The sequence below is a fragment of the Nocardia sp. A7 genome, from assembly GCF_046549215.1.
Lineage (GTDB): Bacteria > Actinomycetota > Actinomycetes > Mycobacteriales > Mycobacteriaceae > Nocardia.
The window spans coordinates 217,762-243,913 of the sequence record NZ_JAJPWE010000001.1 but is presented as its reverse complement, the minus strand read 5'-3'; the positions used below and the strand labels follow the sequence as shown (position 1 = coordinate 243,913).

Genomic DNA, 26,152 nt, shown 5'->3' with positions numbered 1-26,152 from the left:
CGGACCAGGGACTACCCTGTGCATCCGTGATCACCCGCCTCTCCCGCCTGTTCCTGCGCACCCTGCGAGACGATCCCGCCGACGCCGAGGTGCCCAGCCACAAACTGCTCGTTCGCGCCGGCTATGTCCGTCGGGTAGCCCCCGGCATGTACTCGTGGCTGCCGCTCGGTCTGCGCACGCTGCGCAAGATCGAGGACGTGGTGCGCCAGGAGATGGACGCCACCGGCGCCCAGGAGATCTCGCTGCCGACGCTGCTGCCGCGCGAGCCCTACGAGACCACCAATCGGTGGACCGAGTACGGCCCCGGCCTGTTCCGGCTCAAGGACCGCAAGGGCGGCGACTACCTGCTCGGGCCCACCCACGAGGAGCTGTTCGCGCTCACCGTGAAGGGGGAGTACAACTCCTACAAGGATCTGCCGGTCACCCTTTACCAGATCCAGACCAAGTATCGCGACGAGGAACGACCCCGCGCGGGCATCCTGCGCGGGCGCGAGTTCGTGATGAAGGATTCCTACTCCTTCGACATCGACGACGACGGTCTGACCAACAGCTACGCCACCCATCGCAAGGCCTACCAGGCGATCTTCTCCCGGCTCGGCGTCGAGTATGTGATCGTGGCCGCCACCTCCGGCGCCATGGGCGGCAGTGCGTCCGAGGAATTCCTCGCCGTCAGCCCCGTCGGTGAGGACACCTACGTGGCCTGCGCCGAGTCCGGGTACGCGGCCAACGTGGAAGCCGTGGTCACACCCGCGCCCGCGCCGCTGCCCATCGACGGCCAGGCCGCCGCGGTCGAGTACGACACCCCGAACACCCCCACCATCGCGACACTGGTCGACTGGGCCAACTCCGCCGACGTGCTCGGACGTACGGTGACCGCCGCCGACACCTTGAAGAACGTGATGGTGAAGCTGCGCCACCCCGACGGCAAGACCGAGATCCTCGGCATCGGCATCCCCGGTGATCGCGAGGTCGACGACAAGCGCCTTGGTGCGTCCGTCGAACCCGCCGAGGTGGAACTGCTCACCGAGGCCGACTTCGCCGCGAATCCGTTCCTGGTGAAGGGCTACATCGGCCCGAAGGGGCTACAGGCCAACGGCGTTCGCTACCTCGTCGACCCCCGCGTCGTCGATGGCACCGCCTGGATCACCGGCGCCGATGTTCAGGGCAAGCACGTTGTCGGCCTGGTCGCCGGGCGCGACTTCACCCCCGACGGCACCATCGAGGCCGCGCAGGTCCGCGACGGCGACCCCTCGCCCGATGGTGCGGGTCCGCTGGTGTCGGCCCGCGGCATCGAGATCGGCCACATCTTCCAGCTCGGCCGCAAGTACACCGACGCCTTCGACGTCGACGTCCTGGGCGAGAACGGCAAGCCGGTCCGCCTCACCATGGGCTCCTACGGCATCGGCATCTCCCGCATGGTCGCGGTCATCGCCGAACAGCAGCACGACGACAAGGGTCTGCGCTGGCCCGCCGAAGTAGCCCCCTTCGACGTCCATGTGGTGATCGCCAACAAGGACGCCGCCGCCCGCGACGGTGCCGAACACGTGGTCGCCGGCCTGGACGCCGAAGGCCTCGAAGTCCTCTTCGACGACCGCACCGCCTCACCCGGCGTCAAGTTCAAGGACGCCGAACTGCTCGGCATGCCGTGGATTCTCGTCATCGGCCGCGGTTGGGCCGAGGGCAAGGTGGAACTGCGCAACCGGTTCACCGGCGAAGCCGAGGAAATCCCCGCCGAGGATGCCGTCAGCGCGGTAACCGCCAAGATCCGCGGCTGAGTCCTGCGTACCGCGATCGCGCTGTCCTGATGTGGGGCAGCGCGATTGCTGTTGTCATGGGGAGGTCGAACTTACGGCTACGTAGGGGAAAGTGCTGGTAGCGGAGTCGAGGGTCGGCGTGGCGGGTCGGCGGCGCTGATAAGTTAACGGGCATGACGAGTTCGCCCAGCCTGCTGTTCAACCCCGCTACCTACGACCCCGAGCACTTCGACGCCGAGACGCGTCGGCTGCTCCGGGCCACCATCGAGTGGTTCGAGTCCAAGGGCAAGGCGCAGTTGCTGGCCGAGGATCGCGACGCGGTGTGGACCGCGGAGTTCCTCGAGTTCGTCGGCAAGGAGAAGCTGTTCGCGACCTTCCTGACCCCGGCTGCCTACGCCGACGGCGATCCGAACAAGCGCTGGGACGCGGCACGCAACGCGGCACTGGCCGAGATCTTCGGGTTCTACGGGCTGGCGTACTGGTACGCCGAGCAGGTCACCATCCTGGGCCTTGGCCCGATCTGGCAGAGCGACAACGAGATCGCCAAGCGCAAGGCCGCCGCCGACCTCGACGACGGCCAGGTGATGGCGTTCGCGCTGTCCGAGCGCGACCACGGCGCCGACATCTACAACACCGACCTGATCCTCACCCCGAGCGAGCCCGGCAGCGCCGACGCCGAGGCCGGAATCCTGTTCCGCGCGAGCGGTGAGAAGTACTACATCGGCAACGGCAACGTCGCCTCGATGGTGTCGGTGTTCTCCCGGCGCAGCGATGTCGAAGGGCCGGAAGGCTACATCTGGTTCGCCGCCGACAGCCGCCACGACGACTACCACCTGGTCGAGAGCGTCATCCACGGGCAGATGTATGTCAGCCACTTCCGGCTGGAGAACTACCCGGTGACCGCCGCCGACGTGTTGCACGAAGGGCCGGAAGGCTTCTCGGCCGCGCTCAACACCGTGAACGTGGGCAAGTTCAACCTCTGCCACGGCAGCATCGGCATGGTCGAGCATTCGTTCTTCGAGGCCATCACTCACGCCAACAACCGCATCCTCTACGGCAACCCGGTCACCGACTTCGGCCACGTGCGCGGCAACTTCGTCGACGCCTACGCGCGGCTGATCGCGATGAAGCTGTTCAGTGATCGTGCCGTCGACTACTTCCGCAGCGCCTCCCTGGAGGACCGCCGCTACCTGCTGTTCAACCCGATGACCAAGTCCAAGGTCACCTCCGAGGGCGAGGTCGCGATGACCCTGCTGCTGGATGTGCTGGCGGCCAAGGGTTTCGAGAAGGCCACCTACTTCGCGCAGGCCTCGCGCTACATCAACCACCTGCCGCGCCTCGAGGGCACCGTGCACGTGAACGTGGGCCAGATCCTGAAGTTCATGCCGAACTACCTGCTCAACCCCAAGGAATACCCGGCGATCGGCACCAACCTCGAAGCAGGCGACGAGGCGTTCTTCTGGGCGCAGGGCCCGGCACGCGGCGCGGGCAAGGTGCAGTTCGCGGACTGGACCCCGGCCTATGAGCGGACAGTCGACGTGCCGAACGTGGCCCGGTTCTACGAGCAGGCCACGGCGCTGCGCACGCTGCTGCTCACCGCGGCACCCGACGCGGCCCAGCAGAAGGACCTCGACTTCATGCTGACCATCGGTCACCTGTTCTCCACGGTGGTCTACGGCCAGCTGATTCTCGAGCAGGCCGAGCTCACCGGGCTCGACCGCGATGTGCTCGACCAGATCTTCGACTTCCAGATCCGTGACTTCAACACGCAGGCGTCGGCGTTGCTCGGCAAGCCGTCGGTCACCGAGGCGCAGCGTGCGTGGGCGATCGGGGCACTGCGCAGCCCGGTCGCCGACACCGAGCGTTTCGGCCGGGTGTGGCAGCAGGTGGCGGCCTACGACGGTGCGTACGCGATGCGCCCGTAGCGGATTCGCGGCGGGCTACGCCCGGCCCGGGAAGACGACGGTCAACGGGCCGGTGCCCAGGATCGACTGCCAGCGGGCCCGGCGGACGGCGGCCTCGGTGAGCGCTTCGGTTGCCGAGGCGCGTACCGAGGCATCCGTGGCGTTCTCGACCACGGCGTACCACGCTGCGGCGCAATCGGATTCGACGCTCACCGCCAGGTGGGCGGCCGGGATCGGGCCGTCGACGGGGGCGGGCGGGTTGTAGGCGGCGGCGGGCCCTGCGGGCGCCGTGCCGCCCGCTTCGAGCAACTCGATGGTGGCGTCGCGGCGTGCTCGATGCGCCGCGCTGAACTCGGCGACCAGGCGGGACCGGTCGACATTGGCGTACGCGGCGATCAGACCGTAGGAGTAGACGGCGGCGTACTCGGCATCGAGCGCGTTCTGCAACGACTTGCGCTGTTCGGTCATGTCAGCAGGACTCCTGCCTGGGTGGCGCAGGACGCACTGATCGACGCGAGAAGTCCGGCGCGATAACCGGATTCGGTGCGAGCCAGCGCGGCGGCGGACTGTTGGGAGCGGACCAGCTGATCGCGCAACCGCGCGACGGTCGTCGGCTGCGCGGCCGCGGTCTCGACCTCCGCGGCGGGTACCGGGGAACCCTCGGGGCCTGGCACGGTCAGCGCGCCGGTGCGATGGACGGGGGTGGTGCCGTCACCGTAGACGCCGATCACTCTGTCGATTTCGGTGCGCAGAGCGTCGGCATGCGCGGTGCGCTCGGTGGCGATCGTGCTCAGCGCGGCGCTCGACTGCGGTGCCAGGGCGATCGCGGCCGTCGCGGCGGCGGCATCGGCGCGGGCCAGAACTTCTTGCGCGGCAAGAGGATCCGGCGCGTGCACCAAATCGTCCTCGGCGCAGGCGGCCAGCGCCGGAATGCCGATCGCGCTCGCGCCGACTAACCGGAGCAGCGAGCGGCGGCGCCAGGTCGGCAGGGTGGGCGCGGTGGCAGGCTCGACCCGCGAACGAGGGGGTTCGTGCCGGTCGGAGCGCATGCCGGAAGGTCGCCCGGCGCTCGGCGGGGCGGTATGGCGGTGGGGCACGTGCACCATCGTGCCAGATCTCGCGCGGGTAGTTCGCGCGCGTGACGACACGCCTCGAGCACGCCTGGTCGGACCGGTGCGATGTGCTCAGCGCCTGGTCCTTTACACTCTCTGAGCGCGTTACGCTAGACCTTCGGCGTAGATATTTCGATCGCGTCACAACTGAACCAGGAGCCGCCCATATGCCGATGCCCACCGAGGAAAGGGTGAGCCAGCTCGTCGCTGAGCTCGTCGCACGCCGGGGATTCGACCTCGAGGGCGTTGCGATCGCGGCTGCGGGCAACGGCGAGCTGGCTCCGGTTCGGGTGAAGGTCACCGTCGACAGCGACGGCCCCGCCGACCTGGACGCCATCGCCGCGCTCAGCCGGGAGATGTCCGAACTTCTCGATGCCGCAGGCGATTTCGGTGAAGCCGCCTACCTGCTCGAAGTGACGACACCCGGTGTGGAGCGCCCGCTGCGCACCGAACGGCACTGGCGGCGCGCACAGGGCCGCAAGGTCCGCGTCAAGCTGGCCGACGGTGCCGAGCGGGTCGAGGGCAAGGCCCGTTTCGACGCGCGCGTCGGCCAACTCGCCGACCCTGTCGGCACCGAGAACCCCACCATCGCGCTCGTGATCGGCGGCAAGATCAAGCCGCATCGCGTGCACGTTCCCCTCACCGATATCGCCGAGGCTGTCGTCCAGGTCGAGTTCAACGCACCGGGTGCCGCCGAACTCGAACTCGCGGGCGGCATCGCGCCGGGGCGCCCGGTACCGGGCGAAGAACCCGCCGACCTCGCCGCGCCAGGACAACACCTTGACACTCCCACCGAAGGGCTCGCGGAATGAACATTGAAATCGAAGCCTTGCGGGCGATCGTCGCCGACAAAGGCATCCCGATCGAGACCGTGATCTCGGCGATCGAGTCGGCACTGCTCACCGCCTACCGGCACACCGACGGCCACGAGGCCAACGCGCGCATCGACATCAACCAGAAGACCGGTGTGGTGCGGGTGATGGCGCGCGAACTCGACGCCGACGGCAACCTCGTCTCCGAATGGGACGACACCCCCGAGGGTTTCGGCCGCATCGCCGCGACCACCGCCCGCCAGGTGGTGCTGCAGCGGCTGCGCGACGCCGAGAACGAGAAGTCGTTCGGCGACTTCGCCACGCACGAGGGTGAGATCGTCGGCGGTGTGATCCAGCGCGACGCCAGGGCCAACGCCCGCGGCATCGTGGTGGTGCGCATCGGCAGCGAGGCCAACGGCACCGAGGGCCTGATCCCGCCCGCCGAACAGGTGCCGGGGGAGACCTACGAGCACGGCGACCGGATCAAGTGCTACGTCTACGGCGTCTCGCGTGGGCCCCGCGGCCCGCAGATCCAGCTCTCGCGCACGCACCCGAATCTGGTGCGTCGGCTGTTCTCGCTAGAGGTGCCCGAGATCGCCGACGGTTCCGTCGAGATCGTCGCGGTGGCGCGCGAGTCGGGGCACCGTTCCAAGATCGCCGTGCAGTCCACCGTGCAGGGCGTGAACGCCAAGGGCGCGTGCATCGGCCCGATGGGTCAGCGCGTGCGCAACGTGATGAGCGAACTGGCGGGCGAGAAGATCGATATCATCGACTACGACGAGGATCCGGCGACCTTCGTCGGCAATGCGCTCTCGCCGTCGAAGGTGGTATCGGTCACTGTCGTCGATCCCGACGCCAGGGCGGCCCGCGTGGTCGTGCCCGACTTCCAGCTCTCCCTCGCCATCGGCAAGGAGGGCCAGAATGCCCGTCTGGCCGCCCGTCTGACGGGCTGGCGGATCGATATCCGCAGCGACGCGGCTCCGCAACCGGACGACTCCGCCCGGCCGGAACCGCACCGTAGTTGATTCCGAGCACGTCGAATCCCTGCCCGCGGATGACATGTTCGTAACTTCCGGAGGGGAGGGGTTCGTCGTTATGACCGGGTCACCGGTAGAGTGGGTACAGGACCGGCCCGCGCAATCCGTTCGCACCTGTATCGGATGCCGTCAGCGCGAGTCGTCTGCCGATCTGTTGCGGATCGTGGCGCAGCATCGGAACACTGATGTCGCGATCGTTCCCGATCCGCGGCGCAGACTTCCCGGACGGGGTGCCTGGCTGCACCCCGTTTCAGTTTGTTTGCGTTCCGCAGAGCGGCGCCGAGCATTCGGCAGAGCCCTACGAGTGTCCGGAAATCTGGATATCTCAGCCCTGGAGCAGTACCTCGAGAACAGGCACGAGCACTCATGAGCACACCGTGAAGCACCAACGATGAACGTCCGTCGGAGATAACCCGAGGTCGTGCGGGCCCGCCTTACCTAGGCGGCGTCACTGCTCGGCCTCTCAGTGAGGAGAGCAGTGGCAGGCAAGGCCCGCGTGCACGAGTTGGCTAAAGAACTCGGTGTCACAAGCAAGGAACTACTCGCGAAGCTCAAGGAGCAAGGCGAGTTCGTGAAGTCGGCGTCCTCGACGGTGGAAGCACCCGTCGCACGTCGTCTGCGTGAATCTGTCGCATCGAAGTCCGCCCCGGCGGCCGATGCCAAGTCGGCGGCCCGTCCCGGCCCGTCGTCGGCAACAGCGTCAGCCCGCCCGGCTGGTGCCAAGCCCACCCCCGGTGGCCCCCGCCCCGGTCCGCGCCCGGCTCCGGCCGCTCCCGCCCCGGCAGCTGCTGCCGAGCCGGTCGCGCCCAAGGTCGAACAGGCCGCTCCGGCCGAGGTCAAGCCCGCCGCCGCGGCACCCGCGAGCCCCGCTCCGGCCGCCGCGCAGTCGGCTCCGGCCACCAAGCCCGCAGGCGCACCGTCGCCCGGCCCGCGTCCGGCTCCCGCCGCGCCGCGTCCGGCGCAGCAGGCTCCCGCAGCGCAGACCCGTCCGGGTCAGGCCGCACCGGCTGCGGCCGCACCCGGCCCGCGTCCGGCAGGTCCCGGTCCGAAGCCGGGCCCCAAGGCTCCGCGCGTCGGTAACAACCCGTTCAGCTCGGCTCCCGATCGTGAGCGTCCCGCGCCGCGTCCGGCCGGTCAGGGTCAGGGTCAGGGTGGCGCTCGCCCGACTCCGGGTCAGGGCGGTCCCCGTCCGGCACCCGGCCAGGGTGGTCCGCGTCCGGCTCCCGGTCAGGGCGGTCCCCGCCCGCAGGGTGGTCAGGGCCAGCGCCCGGCCGCCGCGCAGGGCGGTGCCCCGCGTCCCGGTGGTCCCCGTCCCAACCCGGGTTCGATGCCTCCGCGTCCGAACCCCGGTGCCATGCCCGCACGTTCGGCACGTCCCGCCCCCGGTGGCGGCGCGGGTCGTCCCGGTGGCGGCGGTCGTCCCGGTGGCGCTCCCGGCGGTGGCGGCGCAGGCCGTCCCGGTGGTGGCGGCGGCGGTGGCGGTTACCGCGGTGGCGGTGGCGGTGCCCCCGGTGCTCCGGGTGCAGGCGCTCCCGCGGCCGGTGGTTTCCGTGGTCGTCCCGGTGGCGGCGGCGGTCGTCCCGGCGGTCCCGGTGGCCGTGGTGGCGCAGCCGGTGCGTTCGGTCGTCCCGGTGGCGCGGTTCGCCGTGGCCGTAAGTCGAAGCGGGCGAAGCGCGCCGAGTACGAGAACATGCAGGCTCCCGCCGTCGGTGGCGTGCGTCTGCCCCGCGGCAACGGCGAGGTCATCCGCCTCGCTCGTGGTGCCTCGCTGTCGGACTTCGCCGAGAAGATCGACGCGAACCCCGCTGCTCTCGTGCAGGCACTGTTCAACCTCGGCGAGATGGTCACCGCGACCCAGTCGGTGAACGACGAGACCCTCGAGCTGCTCGGCGGCGAGATGAACTACGTCGTCCACGTGGTCAGCCCCGAGGACGAAGATCGCGAACTGCTGCAGTCGTTCGACCTCACCTACGGCGAAGACGCCGGCGGCGAGGACGACCTCGAGCACCGTCCGCCGGTCGTGACCGTCATGGGTCACGTCGACCACGGTAAGACCCGACTGCTCGACACGATCCGTAAGGCCAACGTCGCTGAGGGCGAGGCCGGTGGCATCACCCAGCACATCGGTGCCTACCAGGTGCTCACCAACCTCAACGACGAAGAGCGCTTGATCACCTTCATCGACACCCCGGGTCACGAGGCGTTCACCGCCATGCGTGCTCGTGGTGCGAAGGCCACCGATATCGCGATCCTCGTGGTCGCGGCCGACGACGGCGTCATGCCGCAGACGGTGGAAGCGATCAACCACGCTCAGGCAGCGGATGTGCCGATCGTTGTCGCGATCAACAAGATCGACAAAGAGGGTGCGAACCCGGACAAGATCAAGCAGCAGCTCACCGAGTACGGCCTGGTCACCGAGGAGTACGGCGGCGACACCATGTTCGTCAACATCTCGGCCAAGCAGGGCACCAACATCGATCAGCTGCTCGAAGCAGTGCTGCTGACCGCGGATGCCTCGCTCGACCTGCGGGCCAACCCGGACATGGACGCCCAGGGTGTCGCCATCGAGGCGCACCTCGACCGCGGCCGTGGCCCCGTTGCCACCGTGCTCATCCAGCGCGGCACCCTGCGCGTCGGTGACTCGATCGTGGCGGGCGACGCCTACGGTCGCGTCCGTCGCATGGTCGACGAGCACGGCGCGGACGTCCACGCGGCGACCCCGTCGCGCCCGGTCCAGGTCATCGGTTTCACCTCCGTCCCCGGCGCTGGTGACAACCTGATCGTGGTCGAGGAAGACCGCATCGCCCGTCAGATCGCCGATCGCCGCAATGCGCGCAAGCGCAACGCACTGGCCGCTCGCAGCCGCAAGCGGATCAGCCTGGAAGATCTGGATGCCGCACTGAAGGAGACTTCGGAGCTCAACCTGATCCTCAAGGGCGACAACTCCGGTACCGTCGAGGCCCTCGAAGAGGCCCTGCTCGGTATCGAGATCGACGACGAGGTGCGTCTGCGCGTCATCGACCGCGGTGTCGGTGGCGTCACCGAGACCAACGTCAACCTGGCGTCGGCCTCCAACGCGATCATCATCGGCTTCAACGTCCGCGCGGAGGGCAAGGCCACTGAGCTGGCCAACCGCGAAGGCGTCGACATCCGGTACTACTCGGTCATCTACCAGGCGATCGACGAGATCGAGAAGGCCCTCAAGGGCATGCTCAAGCCGATCTACGAAGAGGTCGAACTGGGCCGCGCCGAGATCCGCGCGATCTTCCGTTCGTCCAAGATCGGCAATATCGCCGGTTGCATGGTGCTGTCGGGTTCGGTCAAGCGCAACGCCAAGGCGCGCTTGATCCGCGACGGTCGAGTGATCGCCGAGACGATGACCATCTCCTCGCTCAAGCGGGAGAAGGACGACGCCACCGAGGTGCGCGAAGGTTTCGAGTGCGGTCTGACCGTCACCTACAGCGACATCAAGGACGGCGACATCATCGAGGCTTACGAGCTTCGTGAAAAGCCGCGCGACTGATCAACGCAACACCGCTTCGCACGCCGCATCCGAATTGTCGGGTGCGGCGTGCGGGCGTACATCCAAGAAACAATTCACAGGAGGTGAGCACCGCTGTTCATCGGTGCGCTCGAATTCGATCTGCTGCTCGGTGACGTGCATTCGCTCAAAGAGAAGCGGTCGGTGATCCGGCCGATCCTCGCTGAGCTGCAAAAACGCTTCGGCGTGAATGCCGCGGAAGCCGGAGACCAGGACCTGCATCGCCGGGCCCTGCTCGGGGTCGCGATGGTCAGTGCGGAGACGGGACACCTGAACGAGGTGCTCGACAAGTGTGAGCGGCACGTTGCCGCGCGTCCGGAGATAGAGTTGCTGGCAGTACGCCGCCGCCTTTTCGGACCCGAAGACTAAGAGGAGGAACTCCATGGTGGATCAAGCCAGGGCACGTCGGCTCGCCAAGCGGATTTCCGCGATCGTGGCCACCGCGATCGAATACGAGATCAAGGATCCGCGGCTGCGGTTCGTCACCGTCACCGATGCCAAGGTGACCGGCGATCTGCGCGAGGCGAATATCTATTACACGGTGATGGGCGAGACCATCGACGCCGAACCCGACTACACCGAAGCCGCCGCCGGGCTCGACGCGGCCAAGGGTGTGTTGCGGTCGAAGGTGGGCGCGGGTACCGGAGTGAAGTTCACCCCGATCCTGTCCTTCACTCTCGATAAGGTGCCCGAGGTGGCCCGCGAGATGGAAGAGTTGCTCGCCAGGGCTCGCGCCATCGACGACGAGGTGGCCAAGGTCGCCGCGAACGCCAAGCACGCGGGCGAGGCCGACCCGTACAAGGCCGATCGCGACGACGAAGGCGAGTAGGCAGGGCATGTCCGGTCAGTATCCGGTAGCTCGAGTGACCACACGGGGTGCGCGATCGCACCCGGTGGGCACCGTTTTGTCGGGTCGACCGCCGGCGGACGCCGGATGACCAGCGTCCGCGATGGGACCGCACTGGGCGCGGCCGTCGCCGCATTGGCGGCGGCACGTTCGGTGACGATCCTGTGCCACGTGCAACCCGATGCCGACACTGTCGGCAGCGGGTTGGCGCTGGCCATGGCGCTGCACCGGCGTGCGGTGCCGGTGTGTGTGTCCTTCGCCGAGCCCGCCGACCTGCCCGCATCGTTACGCACGCTGCCGGGGGTGGAGCTCGTCGTGCCGCCCGCGCAGGTCCCGGACGAGGTCGACCTGTTGATCGTCGTCGACTGCGGGGCGCGCAGTCGGCTCGGTGCGCTTGCCGACCGATTACCCGGCGCGACAACGACATTGGTCATCGATCATCACCGCGCCAACGATGGCTTCGGCACCGTCGACCTGATCGACGAATCCGCGGCCTCGACCACCGAACTGGTCACCCGCCTTCTCGACGCCTGGGGCGCGGAGATCGACGCCCCCATCGCGCACTGCCTGTTCGCGGGCCTGGTCACCGACACCGGCTCGTTCCGCTGGGCCCGCCCCGGCAGCCACGCCATGGCCGAGCGGCTGCTCGCCACCGGCATCGACGGCACCGAGATCACCCGCGTCCTGCTCGATACCCACCCCTACGCCTGGCTTCCGATGCTGTCGAAAGTGCTGTCCTCGGCGATGGTCGTGCCATCGGCCGCTGGTGTCGGCCTGGTCTACGCGCTGGTCCGGTCCGCCGACACCCACGACGTGGGCCCCGAGGAAGTCGAAAGCGTCATCGACGTCATTCGCACCACCGCCGAAGCGGGCATCGCCGCCGTCTTCAAGGAAGCCCGCGGCAACAACGACCGCTGGACGGTCTCTCTCCGCTCCCGCGACTCCGCCCCCGGCCGCACCGACGGCATCGACGTCGCCGCGATAGCGAGCCGTTTCGGCGGCGGCGGCCACCGTTTCGCCGCCGGTTACACGACCCACGGCAACCCCGAAGATGTTGTCCGCGCACTGATCACCGCGCTGGGATGAGTCCTCGGCTGCGGCCACCGTGTCGGTCACGTTCGGTCTTGCCGCGCGGCCATCGGGACAGTTTTCGCAACATGATCGCGGGGCCTGTCATCGGGTCGCGGCAGGTGCGCGGGGTGTAGTTCACGTGGCGGCGACGTAGCGGCGGAGGCGCAGGGCGAGGGGGACGCCGAGGATTGTTGTGGTGGCGCAGAGGGCGAAGGCCAGGGTCGGGGTGCCGACCAGGAAGCCGGTGAGGCTTGCGACGACGAGGCCGCCGAGGTTGCCGGTCATCCAGATGAGGCCCGCGGCGGTGCCTTCGGCGGCGCCGGTGTGGCGTTCGGCCATGGCGAGGACGATCGGGAGGGCGGGGAGCAGGGTCAGGCCGATGAGGATGAAGGCCAGGAAACCTGTTGCCAGGCCGGGGGACAGGGCGACGAGCAGACAGGCGGCGGCGCTGGCGGTGAGGCCGACCATGACGGCGGGGAGTTCGATGCCGCGCCGCAGGACCGCGACCGGTATCACCGCGCAGCCGACCACGCCGGCGAGGACGTTCACCAGCAGCACGATGCTCGCCGCGTCGGCGCTGACGCCGGACGGTTCGAGCAGGGCTTGGCCGAAGGTCGCCAGCGCGACGAACGTGCCGAAGGGGAAGAACACGGCGACGCAGAGGCGGCGCACGTATCGGTCGCCGATGGTGGCTCGGAGGGCGGCGAGCGAGGTCGAGGTACTTGCCGTGGGTCCGTCGCCCGCCCGCATGAGCTCGATGGTCAGCGCGATCGCGGCCACGGTCGCGAAGATCGTGCCGATGGCGGTGAGGGTGGTGAGCTGGCTCTGCGCGGGTAGCGCGGCGCCGATGACGAACGCGGCCGCCATGCCCGCGAAAGTGCTCGCGGTGCCGACCGCGATACCGGTCGGCCGGTCCTTCTCGTCGAGATAGTGCCCGGCGATGCCGGTGATCGCGTTGAGTACCAGCGGTTGTGCGATCGCGACGACCGTCTGACCGACGAGCACGATCGCGAAACCGCCGTCGAGCAGGCGCAGCGCGGCACCGACCGCGGTGAGCACCGCACCGGCGATCAGACTCGGCCGAAACCAGCGATCGAGCGCGATGCCGGCGGGAACGGCCAGCACGACGTAGAGCAGCGGGAACATGTTCGCCAGCCACCCGATCGCGGACTCGGAAACGCCGAAGTGCTCCGCCGCCACGGTCGTCACCGGCGCGTAGGTGAGCCACACCAGCTGAGTCGCCGCCCCGACCAGGGCGAACGCCGTGATCACCCGCCATCGCTGCACAAAGACCATGATCGATCCTGAGTTTTCGGGCGAACCGGCGTCCGCGGTGAGGCATCAACCGCCCGAGCTGGGCGGACGACCAGTATTGCTGGTCACCCTGCCGAGCGTCCACATTTCGTAGCCGTGATCTTCAGGCCTCTGCCGGATTCTGATCGTTCGGCTCTTGGGTCTGTGCCCAGGTGATCGCCCATTCGTCGAGCGGTCGGAGGGCATGAATGAGCGCTGTCCCCAGCTGGGTGAGCTCGTAGCCATCGGCGGAGGAGGCGATGATCCCGCCTGACGTGAGTTCGCGGAGCCGCTGGTAGAGGACACTCGACGACAGGCCTGCGCACCGGGTGAGCAGTGCGCGCGCACCGAGCGGACCTGCCCGCAGTTCCCAGAGAATTCGCAGCGCCCACCGACGGCCGAAGAGGTCAAGCGCGGCCATGATCGGACGGCCGGTAGTCGATCCACGAACCGGTGTTCCTGGGCGCGGTGTCGGCACGACCCTCCTTGTGTTTCGTATTTAGAAACACTAGCATCGCCCCAGGGATCTCCCGATGGTCGGCGCTATGCACGAATGGGGGCGCTATGAGCTGGGCAGACAGCTGACGCTGACCATGCGGGAGCGCGAGATCGCCATCGATCGGACATGCGTGCTGTGCGGCTGCGAGTACGAGTGGGGTGTGCACATGATGATGTTCGCCGAACGGGTCGAACTCACCCGCGAACAGGCGGTATCCCTCGTGCACGGCGGCCCCGCTGACGAATGCTGGATGTCTGAGCGGGAACAGCTGCTCATCCTCGCGGTCGACGCGCTGCACCAGCGTTCCGATATCGATGACGCGCTGTGGAGACGGCTCGTGTCGGTCTTCGATGAGCTCGAGCTGCTCGATCTGCTTCTGCTGTGCGGGTGGTACCACGCCGTGAGTTTCGCCGCCCGCGCTACGCGCGTACCCCACGAGCCCGGCGCGCCTCGCTTCGCCGACTTCCTCCCCTGACCCGATGACCCACCCCGCACAGTGGTCCGCTTCGGCGAGGTGATCGACCGAGGGTTACCGACTCCGGGTTGTCGGTGGTGTGTGCCACCATCGGCAAATCGGCTTTTCGCGCCAACAGGGGGTTCGTACTGATGCTGGGAGGTCGGCGTGGGATCCGTTGAACCGGTGGGCGAGGTCGTGACCGACGGCGAAACAGACCGGGCCGGGCCGCGGCGCATTCTTGGCATCGCCGTGCCCACCCTCGGTGTGTTGGTCGCCGAGCCGCTGTATCTGCTCTTCGACCTCGCGGTCGTCGGCAGGCTGGGGGCGCTGGCACTGGCCGGGCTCGCCGTCGGCGCGGTGATTCTCGGGACGGTGAGCACCCAGCTGACGTTCCTGTCCTACGGAACAACGGCGCGCGCGGCGCGCAGGCACGGTGCGGGGGACCGGGTCGGCGCGGTCGAAGAAGGTGTGCAGGCCAGTTGGGTGGGTCTGGCGGTGGGTGTGGTGATCGTCGCGGTGATCCAATTGTTCGCGGTGCCACTGTGTTCGGTGCTCTCCGGCGGTGGCGAGATTGCCGATGAAGCGCTGATCTGGGTGCGGATCGCGCTGTTCGGAGTGCCGTTGATCCTGCTGTCGATGGCAGGCAACGGGTGGATGCGTGGCGTTCAGGACGTTCGGCGACCGCTGACCTATGTGGTGGTGGGACTGGCACTTTCGGCGGCGCTGTGCCCCGTCCTGGTGTACGGGCTACTCGGCGCGCCGCGCATGGAACTTGCCGGTTCCGCGGTGGCCAACCTCGTCGGCCAGTCGGTGTCGGGAATTCTGTTCGCCTATGCCCTGCTGCGCGAACGCGTTTCGCTGCGCCCACAACTCGCGGTGATGCGCGCTCAACTGGTTCTCGGCCGCGACCTCATCGTCCGCAGCCTGTCCTTCCAGATCTGTTTCGTCTCCGCCGCCGCGGTGGCCGCCCGCTTCGGCGCCGCCTCCGTCGCGGCCCATCAAATCGTTCTACAACTGTGGAACTTCCTTGCCCTGACCCTGGATTCACTGGCCATCGCCGCCCAGACCCTGGTCGGTGCGGCGCTGGGTGCGGGCAGTGCCGACGGCGCCAAGGCGATCGCCCGCCGAGTCACCGCGTGGTCGATCGCCTTCTCGCTACTCCTGGCGGCCGTCTTCGCCGCAGGCGCGGCGACCATCCCCCTGCTGTTCACCGACGACGCCCAAGTCCTCGACCGCACCCACGTCATCTGGTGGTTCTTCGTCGCCATGATCCCGGTCGCCGGCGCGGTCTTCGCCCTCGACGGTGTCCTGCTCGGCGCCGGCGACGCCGCCTTCCTGCGCACTGCGACCCTCGTCGCCGCCCTGACCGGGTTCCTGCCCTTGATCTGGCTGTCGCTGATCTTCGACTGGGGCGTCGCGGGAATCTGGTCGGGGCTGGTCGCCTTCATGTTGCTGCGATTGATCGCGGTCGTCGCCCGGGCGAGATCGGGTCGCTGGGCCAGAGTGGGCGCCGACGTCCCGAGCGGGGCCAGTTGACGCGAAGGGGTGAACCCGCCGGTGCTCCGTGTCCGGGGTGTGTCACTGTGGACAGGTGATTCCGAAGTTGATGGCGGTCAGCGATGTGCATGTTGGGCATCAGGGGAACAAGCCTGTGGTGGAGCAGATCGTTCCCGATTCGCCCGAGGACTGGTTGATCGTTGCCGGGGATGTGGGGGAGAAGGCCGACGAGGTGCGGTGGGCGCTGGAGTTGTTGCGCGGGCGCTTCGCCAAGGTCATCTGGGTGCCGGGCAATCACGAGCTGTGGACCACGCCGAAGGATCCGGTGCAGATGCACGGCGCCGCGCGCTACGACTATCTCGTGGCGATGTGCCGTGACCTCGATGTCGTGACCCCGGAGGATCCGTTCCCGGTGTGGACGGGTCCGGGTGCGGAGAAGTACGGCGGCCGGGTCACCCTCGCACCGATGTTCCTGCTCTACGACTACTCGTGGCGACCGGCGGGTACGAAAACCAAGGCAGAGGGTTTAGCGCTGGCGCGCGAACGCAATGTCGTCGCGACCGACGAGTTCCTGCTGACCCCCGACCCGTACCTCACCCGCGACGCCTGGTGCCACGCCCGCGTCCAGTACACCCAGCGCCGCCTCGACGCCCTGCCGCCGGAAACCCCGCTGGTGATGATCAACCACTTCCCCCTGGTCCGCCAGCCCACCGACATCCTGTTCTACCCGGAGTTCTCGCTGTGGTGCGGCACCGACCTGACCGCCGACTGGCACACCAGCTACCACGTGATCTGCTCGGTCTACGGCCACCTCCACATCCCCCGCACCACCTACTACGACGGCGTCCGCTTCGAAGAGGTCTCCCTCGGCTACCCCCGCGAATGGAAACGCCGAGGCATGCCGGACCCACTCCTGCGCCAAATCCTCCCCGAACCCGTCTACGCCGAAGGCGACCTGAACGCCTGGGGCGGCCACTTCAAGGTAACCCCCGAGATGGAAGCCGCAGCAGCGGAAATGCGTGAAAAGGCAGAACGCAGACGAGGCATCTGACACCGAATTTGCACAAGAACCCACCACCTGATTTCGTAAGAACATCGGTAACTCACCGGGCACGAGCAAACCCGCCCATCCCGGTACCGCCAGACGCCAACGCTGACCGACCAGCGCCTAGATCTGGCCAAAATACGCGGAGAGGCGGAACAGTACGTGCTGGAGAGGATTTTGCCGAGGAGTGTGGCTTCGGCGGAGTTGCTGGTGTTTCCGGAGGACTTGAAGGCGCATCCCGCCGAGGAGCACCTCATCGCCAAATCCGTCGAGAAGCGTCGCCGCGACTTCATCGGCGCCCGGCACTGTGCTCGCCTCGCGCTCGAAGAGCTCGGTGAGCAGCCCGTCGCGATCGGCAAGGGCGAGCGCGGCATGCCGCTGTTCCCGCGCGGCATCGTCGGCAGCCTCACCCATTGCGACGGCTACCGTGCCGCCGCGATGGCGCACGCGCTGCGTTTCCGTTCGATCGGGATCGATGCCGAGCCGCACGAGCCGCTGCCCGACGGTGTGCTCGATTCGGTCAGCCTGCCCGCCGAACGCGCGTGGTTGTCCGTCACGCCGGGCGAGGGCCTGAATCTGGATCGACTGCTGTTCTGTGCCAAAGAGGCCACCTACAAGGCCTGGTTCCCGCTGACCTTGCGGTGGCTCGGTTTCGAGGACGCCCACATCACCTTCGAGATCGATTCCCGCACAGACGATTCGGGATCGGGCACCTTCCACACGAAGTTGCTCGTGCCCGGCTTGACGAATGACGGCGGCGCCGCGCTGACAGAGTTCGACGGCAGCTGGTTGATCGCCGACGGGCTGATCCTGACCGCGATCGCGCACGGCTGATGGCAGCACGGGTGTCGCGGGTGGGCGAGCTCGGCGGTCTCGTGATCGTCGACAAGGACAGTGGGCTCACCAGTCACGATGTCGTGGCGCGCAGCCGAAAACTGTTGCAGACCAAGAAGGTCGGCCACGCGGGCACCCTCGACCCGATGGCCACCGGCGTGCTGGTGCTCGGGGTGGAGCGGGCTACGAAACTGCTCGGCCAACTACTCCTCACCACCAAGGCCTACACCGCGACGATCCGGCTCGGGCAAGCCACGAATACCGACGACGCTGAGGGCGAGGTCATCGCGACGACGCCCGCACTGCACGTCACCGATGAGGAGATCGAGAACGGTGTTGCCGCGCTGACCGGCGATATCGAGCAGGTGCCTGCCACCGTGAGCGCCATCAAGGTCGACGGTGAACGTGCCTACGCCCGTGTGCGCGCCGGTGAAGAGGTGCAGTTGTCCGCCCGCCCGGTGACGGTGTCGCGCTTCGACATTCTGGCCCGACGCGACGTCGCTGAATTCGTGGACCTCGAGGTAGCAGTCGAATGTACCTCCGGTACCTACATTCGCGCCTTGGCTCGCGACCTCGGTGCCGCCCTCGGCGTGGGTGGCCACCTGACTGCCTTGCGCCGCACCAGAGTCGGCCCCTTCACCCTCGACCACGCCCGGACCCTCGAAGAACTCGCAGCTGCCGCCGAAGCCGGCGAGCCCCTGCTCAGCCTCGACGTCGACACTGCCGTCAAAACCGCGTTTCCCCTGCGCGACATCGACGAATCCCAAGCCACCGACCTGCGCACCGGCCGCTGGCTCGAACCCGTCGGGATCAAGGGCGTCTACGCCGCCGTCGATCCACGCGGCCGGGCGATCGCCCTCCTCGAGGAGAGCGGCAAACGCGCGGGCTCGGTGATGGTGGTGCGCCCGAGGGGTATCGGCGACTGACGTGCCCGGCCAGCAGTGCGGCTTCCGGGGGCGAGGCCGGGTGGGGTTGGTAGTTCCGGGTCACGCTGCGCTACAACGTGGTAGCTGCTGGTGAGCGAGGGGTGGGGTCCAGATCGATCCGGATCGTGAGCAGATCCGTGCCGAGCGCGCGCACCATCATGCTGTTGAACCGGGGCAGCTGACGAAGCCGAGCGCGTGAGTCGTCGGCGGGGAGCGGGTGGGCGGTGCCGGTGTGCCAGCGGAAACGTAGCCGCAACCGCACCCGCGGGTTCGCGTCGATGTTGCGGACATAGGCCGAGGCTGCGCCGTGGTCGCTGACCAGCCAGAACGAGTCGCCCACCCGTCTGCCGCCGATCGGAGTTCGGCGGGCGAGTCCGCTGCGGCGTCCGGTGGTTTCCAGCAGGGCTGTGCCCGGCATCACCCGGCCCGCCAGATGTCGAGTCAGGGGATTGGCGATGTAGCGATGGCACCACGTGACGACGCGGCGCTTGATCTGCGGTGATGTCATGACACCCTCGTTTGTCGAGACGATCGGTCTTCACAAAGTATTGTCGAGACCGGTAGTTCCGTCAATGGTTAGAATGGCGGCATGGAATCGGGCAAGGCGGTGCGTGCCCACACCGGGCGCAAACGAAACGACGCGGCCAAGCAGGCGATCCTGCGTGCTGTCCCCGCCGTGCTGGCCGCGGCGGACCGTATCGATGTCACGATGAGCGAGATCGCCGCCGCCGCCTGTGTCGGCAAGCAGACGATCTACCGGTGGTGGCCCTCGCGAGGTGCCTTGCTCCTCGACGCGATGAGCGAATGGGCCAGCGACGCCGTGCCCGAACCCGATACCGGCAACCGGCGTGATGATGTCGCCGCCTTCTTGCGAGCGACGTTCGCCGCCGCCTCCGCTCCACCCGCCGATGTCCTGCTGCGCGCGATTCTGGCTGACGCCCAACGTGATCGACAGGTAGCGGACCTGCTCGTCGAGTTCGTCGCGGTCCGCCGAAGCGCGCTGGCTCGGCTGCTCGCACGCGACGGGGCGGACTCCGAGGACGTGGAGTTGTTGGTAGATCAAGCCTTCGGCGTGCTCTGGTACCGGCTCGCGGTGACCCGTGCGCCGCTGAGCGGAGATCTCGCGGACCGGCTGGCCGACTCCTTGTGCGCCGCAACGGCTCCGACGAATCCCTAGGTGACCGAAACCGGTGGATGTCAGGTGCGCTGGACGGGAGTTAACGACCCGCGCGGAACCCGCGATAGCGAGTTTGTACAACTTTCGCGTTGGAGGGGACAGACCATGACTGCGATCGGGAAGACCTGGATCGGCGTCATCGCCGGTGCGACACTGTTGCTCGCGGCCTGTGGGGGTGGGGACCCACAGGTGTCGGGATCGAGTTCGGTGCGCCCGACGAACACGAGTACCGCGCCGATATCGGTCGCCACTCCCAGCCCGGCTCCCGGCGTCGTTCCCGGCGGACCTCCGACGATCACTTCGGTCGGCGGCCGGCCGAGTTCCGCGCCGACGACCGCGCAGCCGCCTGCCGCCGCGACCGGCACCGTCGTCCTGCGCACCGTGACTCTGTCCGGTATCCCCGTTCCCGGTGTGCCGGTGCATCTTTCCCTGCAGCAGCCGTGTGACCCGTCGAGCAATGACATCCCCGTCGGTGAGACAGCGGAAACGCTGCGTCGCGACGGTGTCACCGACGACCAAGGCCGGGCGGCCTTCGTCACCGAAATCGGGTGCTATCGCTTCGGGATGACCGCGCCCGCGGGCACGAACCCGGTCCCCGAAGGCATGCACACGCTGTTCCTGGTCACCCCGGGCAGCACCGCCACCGGTCAACTGCGCTTCCAGGACACCCCACGCGAACCCGCCTCTGCCTGCACCGAATCCACGATCGAAACCGAACTCGGCGTCGATCCAGGACCGGCCGCCACCATCGCCGACTGCGACGGGCAGTGGGGTGTCATCCGCTGGAATACCCCCGGCGACAACCAGCGCGTCATCACCCGCACGTCAGGAACCTGGGCGACCTACGTCATATTCCCCCATAACACCTGCTGGTCCAGCGCCTCCGCCGATGGCGTACCGGCGCGCCTGCGCGGCTATTTCAACTGCTGATCCGAGACCGCTCCGCAGGAACTATGTGGTGAGCCAAATAGCTTCGGCCGCAAGAGTTCCCAGCTCGGTGGGGGAATCGGACGAGGCGATGCGGACGGCGATGGTGCCGGCGAAATCGCGACGCTCCTCGACGGCGATGGTGGTGTCGAGGGCGATGCCGACGGAGTCGAAATAGCGCAGCATCGCGGGATCGGAGTCGGAGATGCGGGCGACCCGGCCGGATTCGCCCGCGGCGAAGTCGCTGAGTTGCCGGGCGGGTGGCGTGGGAACCGCACCGTCGACAGACGGGATGGGGTCGCCGTGGGGATCACGGTCGGGGTGGCCGAGTTTCGCGTCGATGCGGGACATGAGCAGATCCGAGACGGCGTGTTCGAGAACCTCGGCCTCGTCGTGCACCTCGTCCCAGCCGTAGCCGAGCTCGTTCACCAGGAACGTCTCGATCAGGCGGTGGCGGCGCACCATCGCGACCGCGGCCCGACGACCGTGGACGGTCAGGGTGATCGCGCCGTAGCGGGCGTGCTCGACCAGTCCCTGATCGGTGAGCTTGCGCACCGCCTCCGACACCGTCGAGGCCGACACGCCGATCCGTTCGGCCAGCAATTTGGTCGACACCTTCTCCTGCGACCACTCCTGGGCGGTCCAGATGACCTTCAGATAATCCTGTGCCACGGCCGACAGTTCTGGCGCGATCGTGGGGCTGAGTTCGGCCTGCTCGGCGGGCTGCGTCAGCGCGCTACGGGTCGCGACATCTCGTTTAGCTGGCACATCACCAATGTTAGGCATCCCTGGCCCGAATGACACATCGACGAACCGCCCGCGCCGCGCACCGGCTATCCGGTCAGACCGGAATTCTGTTCGCGCACCGCTTTGCGTAGGCTTCGCTCTGTGCAGAGATGGCGAAGTCTCGACGACGTGCCCGCGGACTGGGGGCGTTGCGTTCTCACGATCGGCGTGTTCGACGGGGTACATCGGGGGCACGCGCAGCTGATCAGCCGCGCGGTCGCCGCGGCGGAGAAGCGTGGTGTGCGCTCGGTCCTGATGACCTTCGATCCGCACCCGATGGAAGTGGTGCGACCCGGTTCGCATCCCGCGCAGCTGACGACGCTGACCAGGCGCGCGGAACTGGCGCAGGAACTCGGGATCGACGTCTTCTGCGTGATGCCGTTCACCCAGGACTTCATGAAACTCACCCCGGGCGAATACGTGCACGATCTGCTGGTCGAACGCCTGCACGTCACCGAGGTCGTGGTCGGCGACAACTTCACTTTCGGTAAGAAGGCCGCGGGCACCGTCGACACGATGCGTGAACTGGGCGAGCGGTTCGGCTTCGAGGTCGACGGGGTGACCCTGCTCGGCGAACACGCCGTCACGTTCTCCTCCACCTATATCCGCGCCTGTGTCGACGCGGGCGATATGGCCGCGGCGGCCGAGGCGCTGGGGCGGCCCCATCGCGTCGAAGGTGTCGTCGTGCACGGCGACGGGCGCGGGCGCGGGCTCGGCTTCCCGACCGCCAATGTCGCGCCGCCGATGCATGCCGCGATCCCGGCCGACGGGGTGTACGCGGGCTGGTTCACCGTGCTCGGGGCAGGCCCGACGATCGGTAGCGCCGCACCCGGCGAGCGGGCGATGGCCGCGATCTCGGTCGGCACCAACCCGACCTTCTCTGGTCGCTCGCGCACCGTCGAAGCGTTCGTCCTCGACGGTGAGGCCGACCTCTACGGACAGCACGTAGGTGTCGATTTCGTCGAACAACTGCGCGGGATGCGCAAATTCGACTCCATCGACGATCTGGTCGAGGCCATGGGCCGCGATGTCGAGGCGGCGCGCAAAGTCCTCACCGCCGCCGACGCATGATCCCGGTTTCAACTCCACGTTAAGAGTCAAGTAAAGTGGCTCCTCGGGTTTGCTGCGGTCCGCGGTGGCGCCCATCCCGGGTAACCGGACCTTCGAGCGCGGAACTGAAAATAGGAGTCGAGCCACATGGCGCTGACCACTGAGCAGAAGTCGGCAATTCTCGCCGAATACGGCCTGCACCCCACCGACACCGGCTCGCCGGAGGCGCAGATCGCGCTGCTGTCGAAGCGGATCTCGGACCTGACCGAGCACCTGAAGCAGCACAAGCACGATCACCACACCCGTCACGGCCTGCTGGCCCTGATCGGTCGTCGCCGCCGCCTGTCGAAGTACCTGCAGGCCAACGACATCAACCGCTACCGTTCGCTCATCGAGCGTCTCGGCCTGCGCCGCTGATCTGCTTCGACACGCCTCCTCGCTGAGGCGGTCGACCGGGAGCCAACGGGAAGAAGTACACTTCTTCTCGTTGGCTATTCGTGTATTCGGGGACCATCGGGTTCCCGGCTGCATTACAACATGTGACAGCCGTGTGCATCCGTCCGCGTGGCGTCGGTCTTCGGTAGTGGCCTTTCGGCAGGCGTTTTTCTCGCCGCCGTCGGGCTTCGATCGATGATCGCCTCCGCGTTGCCCCTTTTGTGGAATGTTCCAGCCAAGGGGATACGGCCGGGTGCTGCGCGTGGACGCCAGGAGGGTTTCCACGTGTCCGTGTCCGGTACGGCTGACGACAGCTGGGTTCGCGCCCACCAGGCGAAAGAGCGCCTGGAAACGGCAGCGCGACCAGCGAGACGAGAGGTCGAGAGAAGAACATATGACGCAGACAACTGAACGCCCTTCGACTGCGGTCGAGGTCGAGCCCGGAGTTTTCGAGTCGGTCGCGCTGATCGACAACGGTAGCTTCGGCACCCGCACCATCCGCTTCGAGACCGGCCGTCTGGCCAAGCAGGCCGCCGGCTCCGTCGCCGCCTACCTGGACGACGAGACCATGCTGCTGTCGGCGACCACCGCGGGCAAGCACCCCAAGGACCAGTTCGACTTCTTCCCGCTGACGGTCGACGTCGAAGAGCGCATGTACGCCGCGGGTCGCATCCCCGGCTCGTTCTTCCGTCGCGAGGGCCGCCCCTCCACCGACGCGATCCTGACCTGCCGCCTGATCGACCGGCCGCTGCGCCCGACCTTCATCGACGGTCTGCGCAACGAGATCCAGGTCGTCGTCACCGTGCTGAGCCTGAACCCGGCCGACCTGTACGACGTGGTGGCCATCAACGCCGCCTCGGCGTCGACTCAGCTCTCCGGCATCCCGTTCTCCGGCCCGATCGGTGGCGTTCGCGTCGCCCTCATCGGTGAGCAGTGGGTCGCTTTCCCGACCGTCGAGGAGCTCGAAGGCGCCGTGTTCGACATGGTCGTCGCGGGCCGCGTCACCGACACCGGCGACGTCGCCATCATGATGGTCGAGGCCGAGGCCACCGACAAGGTCATTGCGCTGATCGAAGACGGTGCGCAGGCGCCGACCGAGGCCGTGGTGGCCCAGGGTCTGGAAGCCGCGAAGCCGTTCATCGCGCGTCTGGTCCGCGCCCAGGCCGACCTGGCCGCGCTGGCTGCCAAGCCGACCCAGGAGTTCCCGCTCTTCCCGCCGTACGGCCCCGACGTGTTCACCGCTGTCGAGGGCACCTCGAAGGTGGAGCTGAACGAGGCGTTGAGCATCGCCGACAAGCAGGCCCGCGAGTCCCGCATCGACGAGATCAAGGCCGAGGTGCTCGCCCGTCTGGGTGACGACTTCACCGGCCGCGAGAAGGAACTGGGTGCCGCGTTCCGCTCGGTCACCAAGAAGCTGGTGCGTCAGCGCATCCTCACCGACGGTTTCCGCATCGACGGTCGCGGCCTGGCTGACATCCGTGAGCTGTCGGCCGAGGTCGACGTGATCCCGCGCGCCCACGGTTCGGCGATCTTCGAGCGTGGCGAGACCCAGATCATGGGCGTCACCACGCTCGACATGGTGAAGATGGCGCAGCAGGTCGACTCGCTCGGCCCGGAGACCTCCAAGCGCTACATGCACCACTACAACTTCCCGCCGTACTCCACCGGTGAGACCGGCCGCGTCGGTTCGCCGAAGCGTCGCGAGATCGGCCACGGCGCGCTCGCCGAGCGTGCGCTGATGCCGGTGCTGCCCTCGCAGGAGGAGTTCCCCTACGCCATCCGTCAGGTCTCGGAGGCGCTGAGCTCCAACGGTTCCACCTCGATGGGTTCGGTCTGTGCCTCGACCCTGTCGCTGCTCAACGCCGGTGTGCCGCTGAAGGCGCCGGTCGCGGGTATCGCCATGGGCCTGGTGTCGGACACCATCACCAACGACCAGGGTGTCGAAGAGGTCCGCTATGTCGCGCTGACCGACATCCTCGGCGCCGAGGATGCCTTCGGCGACATGGACTTCAAGGTTGCCGGTACCCGTGACTTCGTCACCGCGCTGCAGCTGGACACCAAGCTCGACGGCATCCCCTCGCAGGTGCTGGCCGGTGCGCTGAACCAGGCGCACGACGCCCGCACCACCATCCTGGACGTGATGGCCGAGGCCATCACCGATCCGGACGAGATGAGCCCCTACGCCCCGCGCGTGACGGCCATCAAGATCCCGGTCGACAAGATCGGCGAGGTCATCGGGCCCAAGGGCAAGATGATCAACCAGATCACCGAGGAAACCGGCGCCAACATCTCCATCGAAGATGACGGCACCGTGTTCGTCGGTGCGACCGATGGGCCGTCGGCCCAGGCCGCGATCGACATGATCAACGCCATCGCCAACCCGCAGCTGCCCAAGGTCGGCGAACGCTTCCTCGGCACGGTCGTCAAGACCACCGCCTTCGGTGCGTTCGTGTCGCTGCTGCCGGGCCGCGACGGTCTGGTGCACATCTCCAAGCTGGGCAACGGCAAGCGCGTGGCCAAGGTCGAGGACGTGGTCAACGTCGGCGACAAGCTGCGCGTGGAGATCGCCGATATCGACAACCGCGGCAAGATCTCGCTCGTCCCGGTTGAAGACGAGGCCGCTGCCGCCGAGCCGGCCGCCGTCGAGGAGACCGCCGACGCCGAGTAGGCGTCGCCGCTTCACCTGACTGCCGAAACCCCCGCCGTTCCCACGGCGGGGGTTTTGTCGGCCTCAGCAGAGCCGTGACCTGGGTCACGTTGTTGCAACGTTGATGCAACGTTGTTTCACATAGTGTGGTCGGACACAGTAGGAACCGGGCCGAACCGAGAGTTTGCCTGAATCTGGTCCGGTTTATTATCGAAACGAATACGCTTCTCATCGTCTGCGGACGCGTTCTGGTGTCGGGGTTGACGATGGAGGTCGGGAAATAACCGAGTCATTGCTGGTTGCGTGGCGGCGAGCCGGATTGCCGCGATCGTGTCATAGCCGATCGCGCTGAATCCGGTGTGAACGGGTGGATTTCGGGCAGGGTGCCCGAGGTTGGCCACCCCCGCGCCGATCCACCTCACCCCGCTTGCGAGCCGGGGAGTTCCGAGTGTTTGTGCGGCCCGCGTGGCGTTACCCGCGGCCGGTAATGGAAGGCAGTGT

General features: G+C 67.7%; 25 protein-coding genes. 19 read left to right on the top strand and 6 right to left on the bottom strand.

Annotated features, from left to right (window positions below; translation table 11 throughout):
* The first annotated feature begins 26 nt into the window (after positions 1–26).
* The gene (locus ACLJPD_RS01010; protein ID WP_410869756.1) at positions 27–1,775 is read left to right on the top strand and encodes a proline--tRNA ligase; all 1,749 of its coding nucleotides are present in this window, start codon (positions 27–29) and stop codon (positions 1,773–1,775) included.
* Between the two features lie 152 nt (positions 1,776–1,927).
* Positions 1,928–3,679 carry an acyl-CoA dehydrogenase family protein gene (locus ACLJPD_RS01005; RefSeq protein WP_410869755.1) on the top strand — a complete coding sequence of 584 codons (1,752 nt, stop codon included), beginning with the start codon at positions 1,928–1,930 and terminating at the stop codon, positions 3,677–3,679.
* Positions 3,680–3,694: 15 nt separating this feature from the next.
* Here ACLJPD_RS01005 and ACLJPD_RS01000 read toward each other — a convergent pair whose 3' ends face one another.
* On the bottom strand, positions 3,695–4,126 hold the full coding sequence (locus ACLJPD_RS01000; protein ID WP_410869754.1) for a ferritin-like domain-containing protein: 432 nt from the start codon (positions 4,124–4,126) through the stop codon (positions 3,695–3,697).
* Complete coding sequence (locus ACLJPD_RS00995) at positions 4,123–4,755, bottom strand: hypothetical protein (protein ID WP_410869753.1); 633 nt, start codon at positions 4,753–4,755, stop codon at positions 4,123–4,125. The genes ACLJPD_RS01000 and ACLJPD_RS00995 overlap by 4 nt, the downstream gene beginning before the upstream one ends.
* Before the next feature lie 182 nt (positions 4,756–4,937).
* Between ACLJPD_RS00995 and rimP the strand changes: the two genes are divergently transcribed.
* The 7 genes from rimP (at position 4,938) to ACLJPD_RS00960 (ending at position 12,093) form a co-directional block, all read left to right on the top strand.
* Complete coding sequence (rimP, locus tag ACLJPD_RS00990) at positions 4,938–5,582, top strand: ribosome maturation factor RimP (RefSeq protein ID WP_410869752.1); 645 nt, start codon at positions 4,938–4,940, stop codon at positions 5,580–5,582.
* Positions 5,579–6,607: a transcription termination factor NusA gene (gene nusA, locus ACLJPD_RS00985; RefSeq protein WP_410869751.1), complete on the top strand. Its 1,029-nt coding sequence runs from the start codon at positions 5,579–5,581 to the stop codon at positions 6,605–6,607. Before rimP ends, nusA begins: the two co-directional genes overlap by 4 nt.
* A gap of 70 nt (positions 6,608–6,677) precedes the next feature.
* On the top strand, positions 6,678–6,989 hold the full coding sequence (locus ACLJPD_RS00980) for a YlxR family protein (protein ID WP_410869750.1): 312 nt from the start codon (positions 6,678–6,680) through the stop codon (positions 6,987–6,989).
* 108 nt (positions 6,990–7,097) lie between these two features.
* Positions 7,098–10,142 (top strand): translation initiation factor IF-2, encoded by a 3,045-nt coding sequence (gene infB / locus ACLJPD_RS00975; protein WP_410869749.1) that lies wholly within the window; start codon positions 7,098–7,100, stop codon positions 10,140–10,142.
* 93 nt (positions 10,143–10,235) lie between these two features.
* A complete protein-coding gene (locus ACLJPD_RS00970) occupies positions 10,236–10,529 on the top strand; it encodes a DUF503 domain-containing protein (RefSeq protein ID WP_410871881.1) in 294 nt (97 codons plus the stop codon).
* 13 nt (positions 10,530–10,542) lie between these two features.
* Complete coding sequence (gene rbfA, locus ACLJPD_RS00965) at positions 10,543–10,989, top strand: 30S ribosome-binding factor RbfA (protein ID WP_410869748.1); 447 nt, start codon at positions 10,543–10,545, stop codon at positions 10,987–10,989.
* 105 nt (positions 10,990–11,094) lie between these two features.
* Positions 11,095–12,093, top strand: a complete 999-nt coding sequence (locus ACLJPD_RS00960; RefSeq protein ID WP_410869747.1) for a DHH family phosphoesterase — start codon at positions 11,095–11,097, stop codon at positions 12,091–12,093.
* Between the two features lie 120 nt (positions 12,094–12,213).
* Here ACLJPD_RS00960 and ACLJPD_RS00955 read toward each other — a convergent pair whose 3' ends face one another.
* Positions 12,214–13,374 carry an MFS transporter gene (locus ACLJPD_RS00955; RefSeq protein ID WP_410869746.1) on the bottom strand — a complete coding sequence of 387 codons (1,161 nt, stop codon included), beginning with the start codon at positions 13,372–13,374 and terminating at the stop codon, positions 12,214–12,216.
* A 121-nt stretch (positions 13,375–13,495) separates the two neighbouring features.
* A complete protein-coding gene (locus tag ACLJPD_RS00950; protein WP_410869745.1) occupies positions 13,496–13,792 on the bottom strand; it encodes a winged helix-turn-helix transcriptional regulator in 297 nt (98 codons plus the stop codon).
* Between the two features lie 112 nt (positions 13,793–13,904).
* Here ACLJPD_RS00950 and ACLJPD_RS00945 point away from each other — a divergent pair, with 112 nt between their 5' ends.
* The 5 genes from ACLJPD_RS00945 to truB all read left to right on the top strand — a co-directional run bounded on the left by ACLJPD_RS00945 (position 13,905) and on the right by truB (position 18,629).
* Complete coding sequence (locus tag ACLJPD_RS00945) at positions 13,905–14,345, top strand: hypothetical protein (RefSeq protein WP_410869744.1); 441 nt, start codon at positions 13,905–13,907, stop codon at positions 14,343–14,345.
* 147 nt (positions 14,346–14,492) lie between these two features.
* Positions 14,493–15,863, top strand: a complete 1,371-nt coding sequence (locus tag ACLJPD_RS00940; protein WP_410869743.1) for an MATE family efflux transporter — start codon at positions 14,493–14,495, stop codon at positions 15,861–15,863.
* 55 nt (positions 15,864–15,918) lie between these two features.
* Positions 15,919–16,875 carry a metallophosphoesterase family protein gene (locus ACLJPD_RS00935; protein WP_410869742.1) on the top strand — a complete coding sequence of 319 codons (957 nt, stop codon included), beginning with the start codon at positions 15,919–15,921 and terminating at the stop codon, positions 16,873–16,875.
* A gap of 156 nt (positions 16,876–17,031) precedes the next feature.
* Positions 17,032–17,703, top strand: coding sequence for a 4'-phosphopantetheinyl transferase Npt (gene npt, locus ACLJPD_RS00930; RefSeq protein ID WP_410869741.1), 672 nt, complete (start codon positions 17,032–17,034; stop codon positions 17,701–17,703).
* Entirely contained in the window at positions 17,703–18,629 is a 927-nt protein-coding gene (gene truB, locus ACLJPD_RS00925; RefSeq protein ID WP_410869740.1) for a tRNA pseudouridine(55) synthase TruB, read from the top strand. Before npt ends, truB begins: the two co-directional genes overlap by 1 nt.
* A gap of 70 nt (positions 18,630–18,699) precedes the next feature.
* Here truB and ACLJPD_RS00920 read toward each other — a convergent pair whose 3' ends face one another.
* The gene (locus ACLJPD_RS00920; RefSeq protein ID WP_410869739.1) at positions 18,700–19,137 is read right to left on the bottom strand and encodes a nitroreductase/quinone reductase family protein; all 438 of its coding nucleotides are present in this window, start codon (positions 19,135–19,137) and stop codon (positions 18,700–18,702) included.
* 81 nt (positions 19,138–19,218) lie between these two features.
* On the opposite strand from ACLJPD_RS00920, the gene ACLJPD_RS00915 reads away from it, so the two are divergent.
* Both ACLJPD_RS00915 and ACLJPD_RS00910 read left to right on the top strand, forming a co-directional pair.
* Positions 19,219–19,806, top strand: coding sequence for a TetR-like C-terminal domain-containing protein (locus tag ACLJPD_RS00915; protein ID WP_410869738.1), 588 nt, complete (start codon positions 19,219–19,221; stop codon positions 19,804–19,806).
* Between the two features lie 105 nt (positions 19,807–19,911).
* Positions 19,912–20,736: a hypothetical protein gene (locus tag ACLJPD_RS00910; RefSeq protein ID WP_410869737.1), complete on the top strand. Its 825-nt coding sequence runs from the start codon at positions 19,912–19,914 to the stop codon at positions 20,734–20,736.
* Positions 20,737–20,757: 21 nt separating this feature from the next.
* Here ACLJPD_RS00910 and ACLJPD_RS00905 read toward each other — a convergent pair whose 3' ends face one another.
* Positions 20,758–21,519, bottom strand: a complete 762-nt coding sequence (locus ACLJPD_RS00905; protein ID WP_410869736.1) for a metal-dependent transcriptional regulator — start codon at positions 21,517–21,519, stop codon at positions 20,758–20,760.
* 102 nt (positions 21,520–21,621) lie between these two features.
* Between ACLJPD_RS00905 and ACLJPD_RS00900 the strand changes: the two genes are divergently transcribed.
* From ACLJPD_RS00900 to ACLJPD_RS00890, 3 genes are all read left to right on the top strand, one after another.
* Positions 21,622–22,590 (top strand): bifunctional riboflavin kinase/FAD synthetase, encoded by a 969-nt coding sequence (locus ACLJPD_RS00900; RefSeq protein ID WP_410869735.1) that lies wholly within the window; start codon positions 21,622–21,624, stop codon positions 22,588–22,590.
* Positions 22,591–22,716: 126 nt separating this feature from the next.
* Complete coding sequence (gene rpsO / locus ACLJPD_RS00895; RefSeq protein WP_056811493.1) at positions 22,717–22,986, top strand: 30S ribosomal protein S15; 270 nt, start codon at positions 22,717–22,719, stop codon at positions 22,984–22,986.
* 412 nt (positions 22,987–23,398) lie between these two features.
* Positions 23,399–25,672 (top strand): polyribonucleotide nucleotidyltransferase, encoded by a 2,274-nt coding sequence (locus ACLJPD_RS00890; protein ID WP_410869734.1) that lies wholly within the window; start codon positions 23,399–23,401, stop codon positions 25,670–25,672.
* Positions 25,673–26,152 lie beyond the last annotated feature (480 nt).

Coding starts and splice junctions, on each gene's coding strand:
- rimP (WP_410869752.1), top strand. CDS start 4,938: ATGCCGATGCCCACCGAGGAAAGGGTGAGCCAGCTCGTCGCTGAGCTC.
- ACLJPD_RS01000 (WP_410869754.1), bottom strand. CDS start 4,126: ATGACCGAACAGCGCAAGTCGTTGCAGAACGCGCTCGATGCCGAGTAC.
- ACLJPD_RS00955 (WP_410869746.1), bottom strand. CDS start 13,374: ATGGTCTTTGTGCAGCGATGGCGGGTGATCACGGCGTTCGCCCTGGTC.
- ACLJPD_RS00945 (WP_410869744.1), top strand. CDS start 13,905: ATGGTCGGCGCTATGCACGAATGGGGGCGCTATGAGCTGGGCAGACAG.
- ACLJPD_RS00960 (WP_410869747.1), top strand. CDS start 11,095: ATGACCAGCGTCCGCGATGGGACCGCACTGGGCGCGGCCGTCGCCGCA.
- ACLJPD_RS00920 (WP_410869739.1), bottom strand. CDS start 19,137: ATGACATCACCGCAGATCAAGCGCCGCGTCGTCACGTGGTGCCATCGC.
- truB (WP_410869740.1), top strand. CDS start 17,703: ATGGCAGCACGGGTGTCGCGGGTGGGCGAGCTCGGCGGTCTCGTGATC.
- ACLJPD_RS00915 (WP_410869738.1), top strand. CDS start 19,219: ATGGAATCGGGCAAGGCGGTGCGTGCCCACACCGGGCGCAAACGAAAC.
- rpsO (WP_056811493.1), top strand. CDS start 22,717: ATGGCGCTGACCACTGAGCAGAAGTCGGCAATTCTCGCCGAATACGGC.
- ACLJPD_RS00890 (WP_410869734.1), top strand. CDS start 23,399: ATGACGCAGACAACTGAACGCCCTTCGACTGCGGTCGAGGTCGAGCCC.
- ACLJPD_RS00950 (WP_410869745.1), bottom strand. CDS start 13,792: ATGGCCGCGCTTGACCTCTTCGGCCGTCGGTGGGCGCTGCGAATTCTC.
- ACLJPD_RS00980 (WP_410869750.1), top strand. CDS start 6,678: ATGACCGGGTCACCGGTAGAGTGGGTACAGGACCGGCCCGCGCAATCC.
- ACLJPD_RS01005 (WP_410869755.1), top strand. CDS start 1,928: ATGACGAGTTCGCCCAGCCTGCTGTTCAACCCCGCTACCTACGACCCC.
- rbfA (WP_410869748.1), top strand. CDS start 10,543: ATGGTGGATCAAGCCAGGGCACGTCGGCTCGCCAAGCGGATTTCCGCG.
- nusA (WP_410869751.1), top strand. CDS start 5,579: ATGAACATTGAAATCGAAGCCTTGCGGGCGATCGTCGCCGACAAAGGC.
- ACLJPD_RS00910 (WP_410869737.1), top strand. CDS start 19,912: ATGACTGCGATCGGGAAGACCTGGATCGGCGTCATCGCCGGTGCGACA.
- ACLJPD_RS00905 (WP_410869736.1), bottom strand. CDS start 21,519: ATGCCTAACATTGGTGATGTGCCAGCTAAACGAGATGTCGCGACCCGT.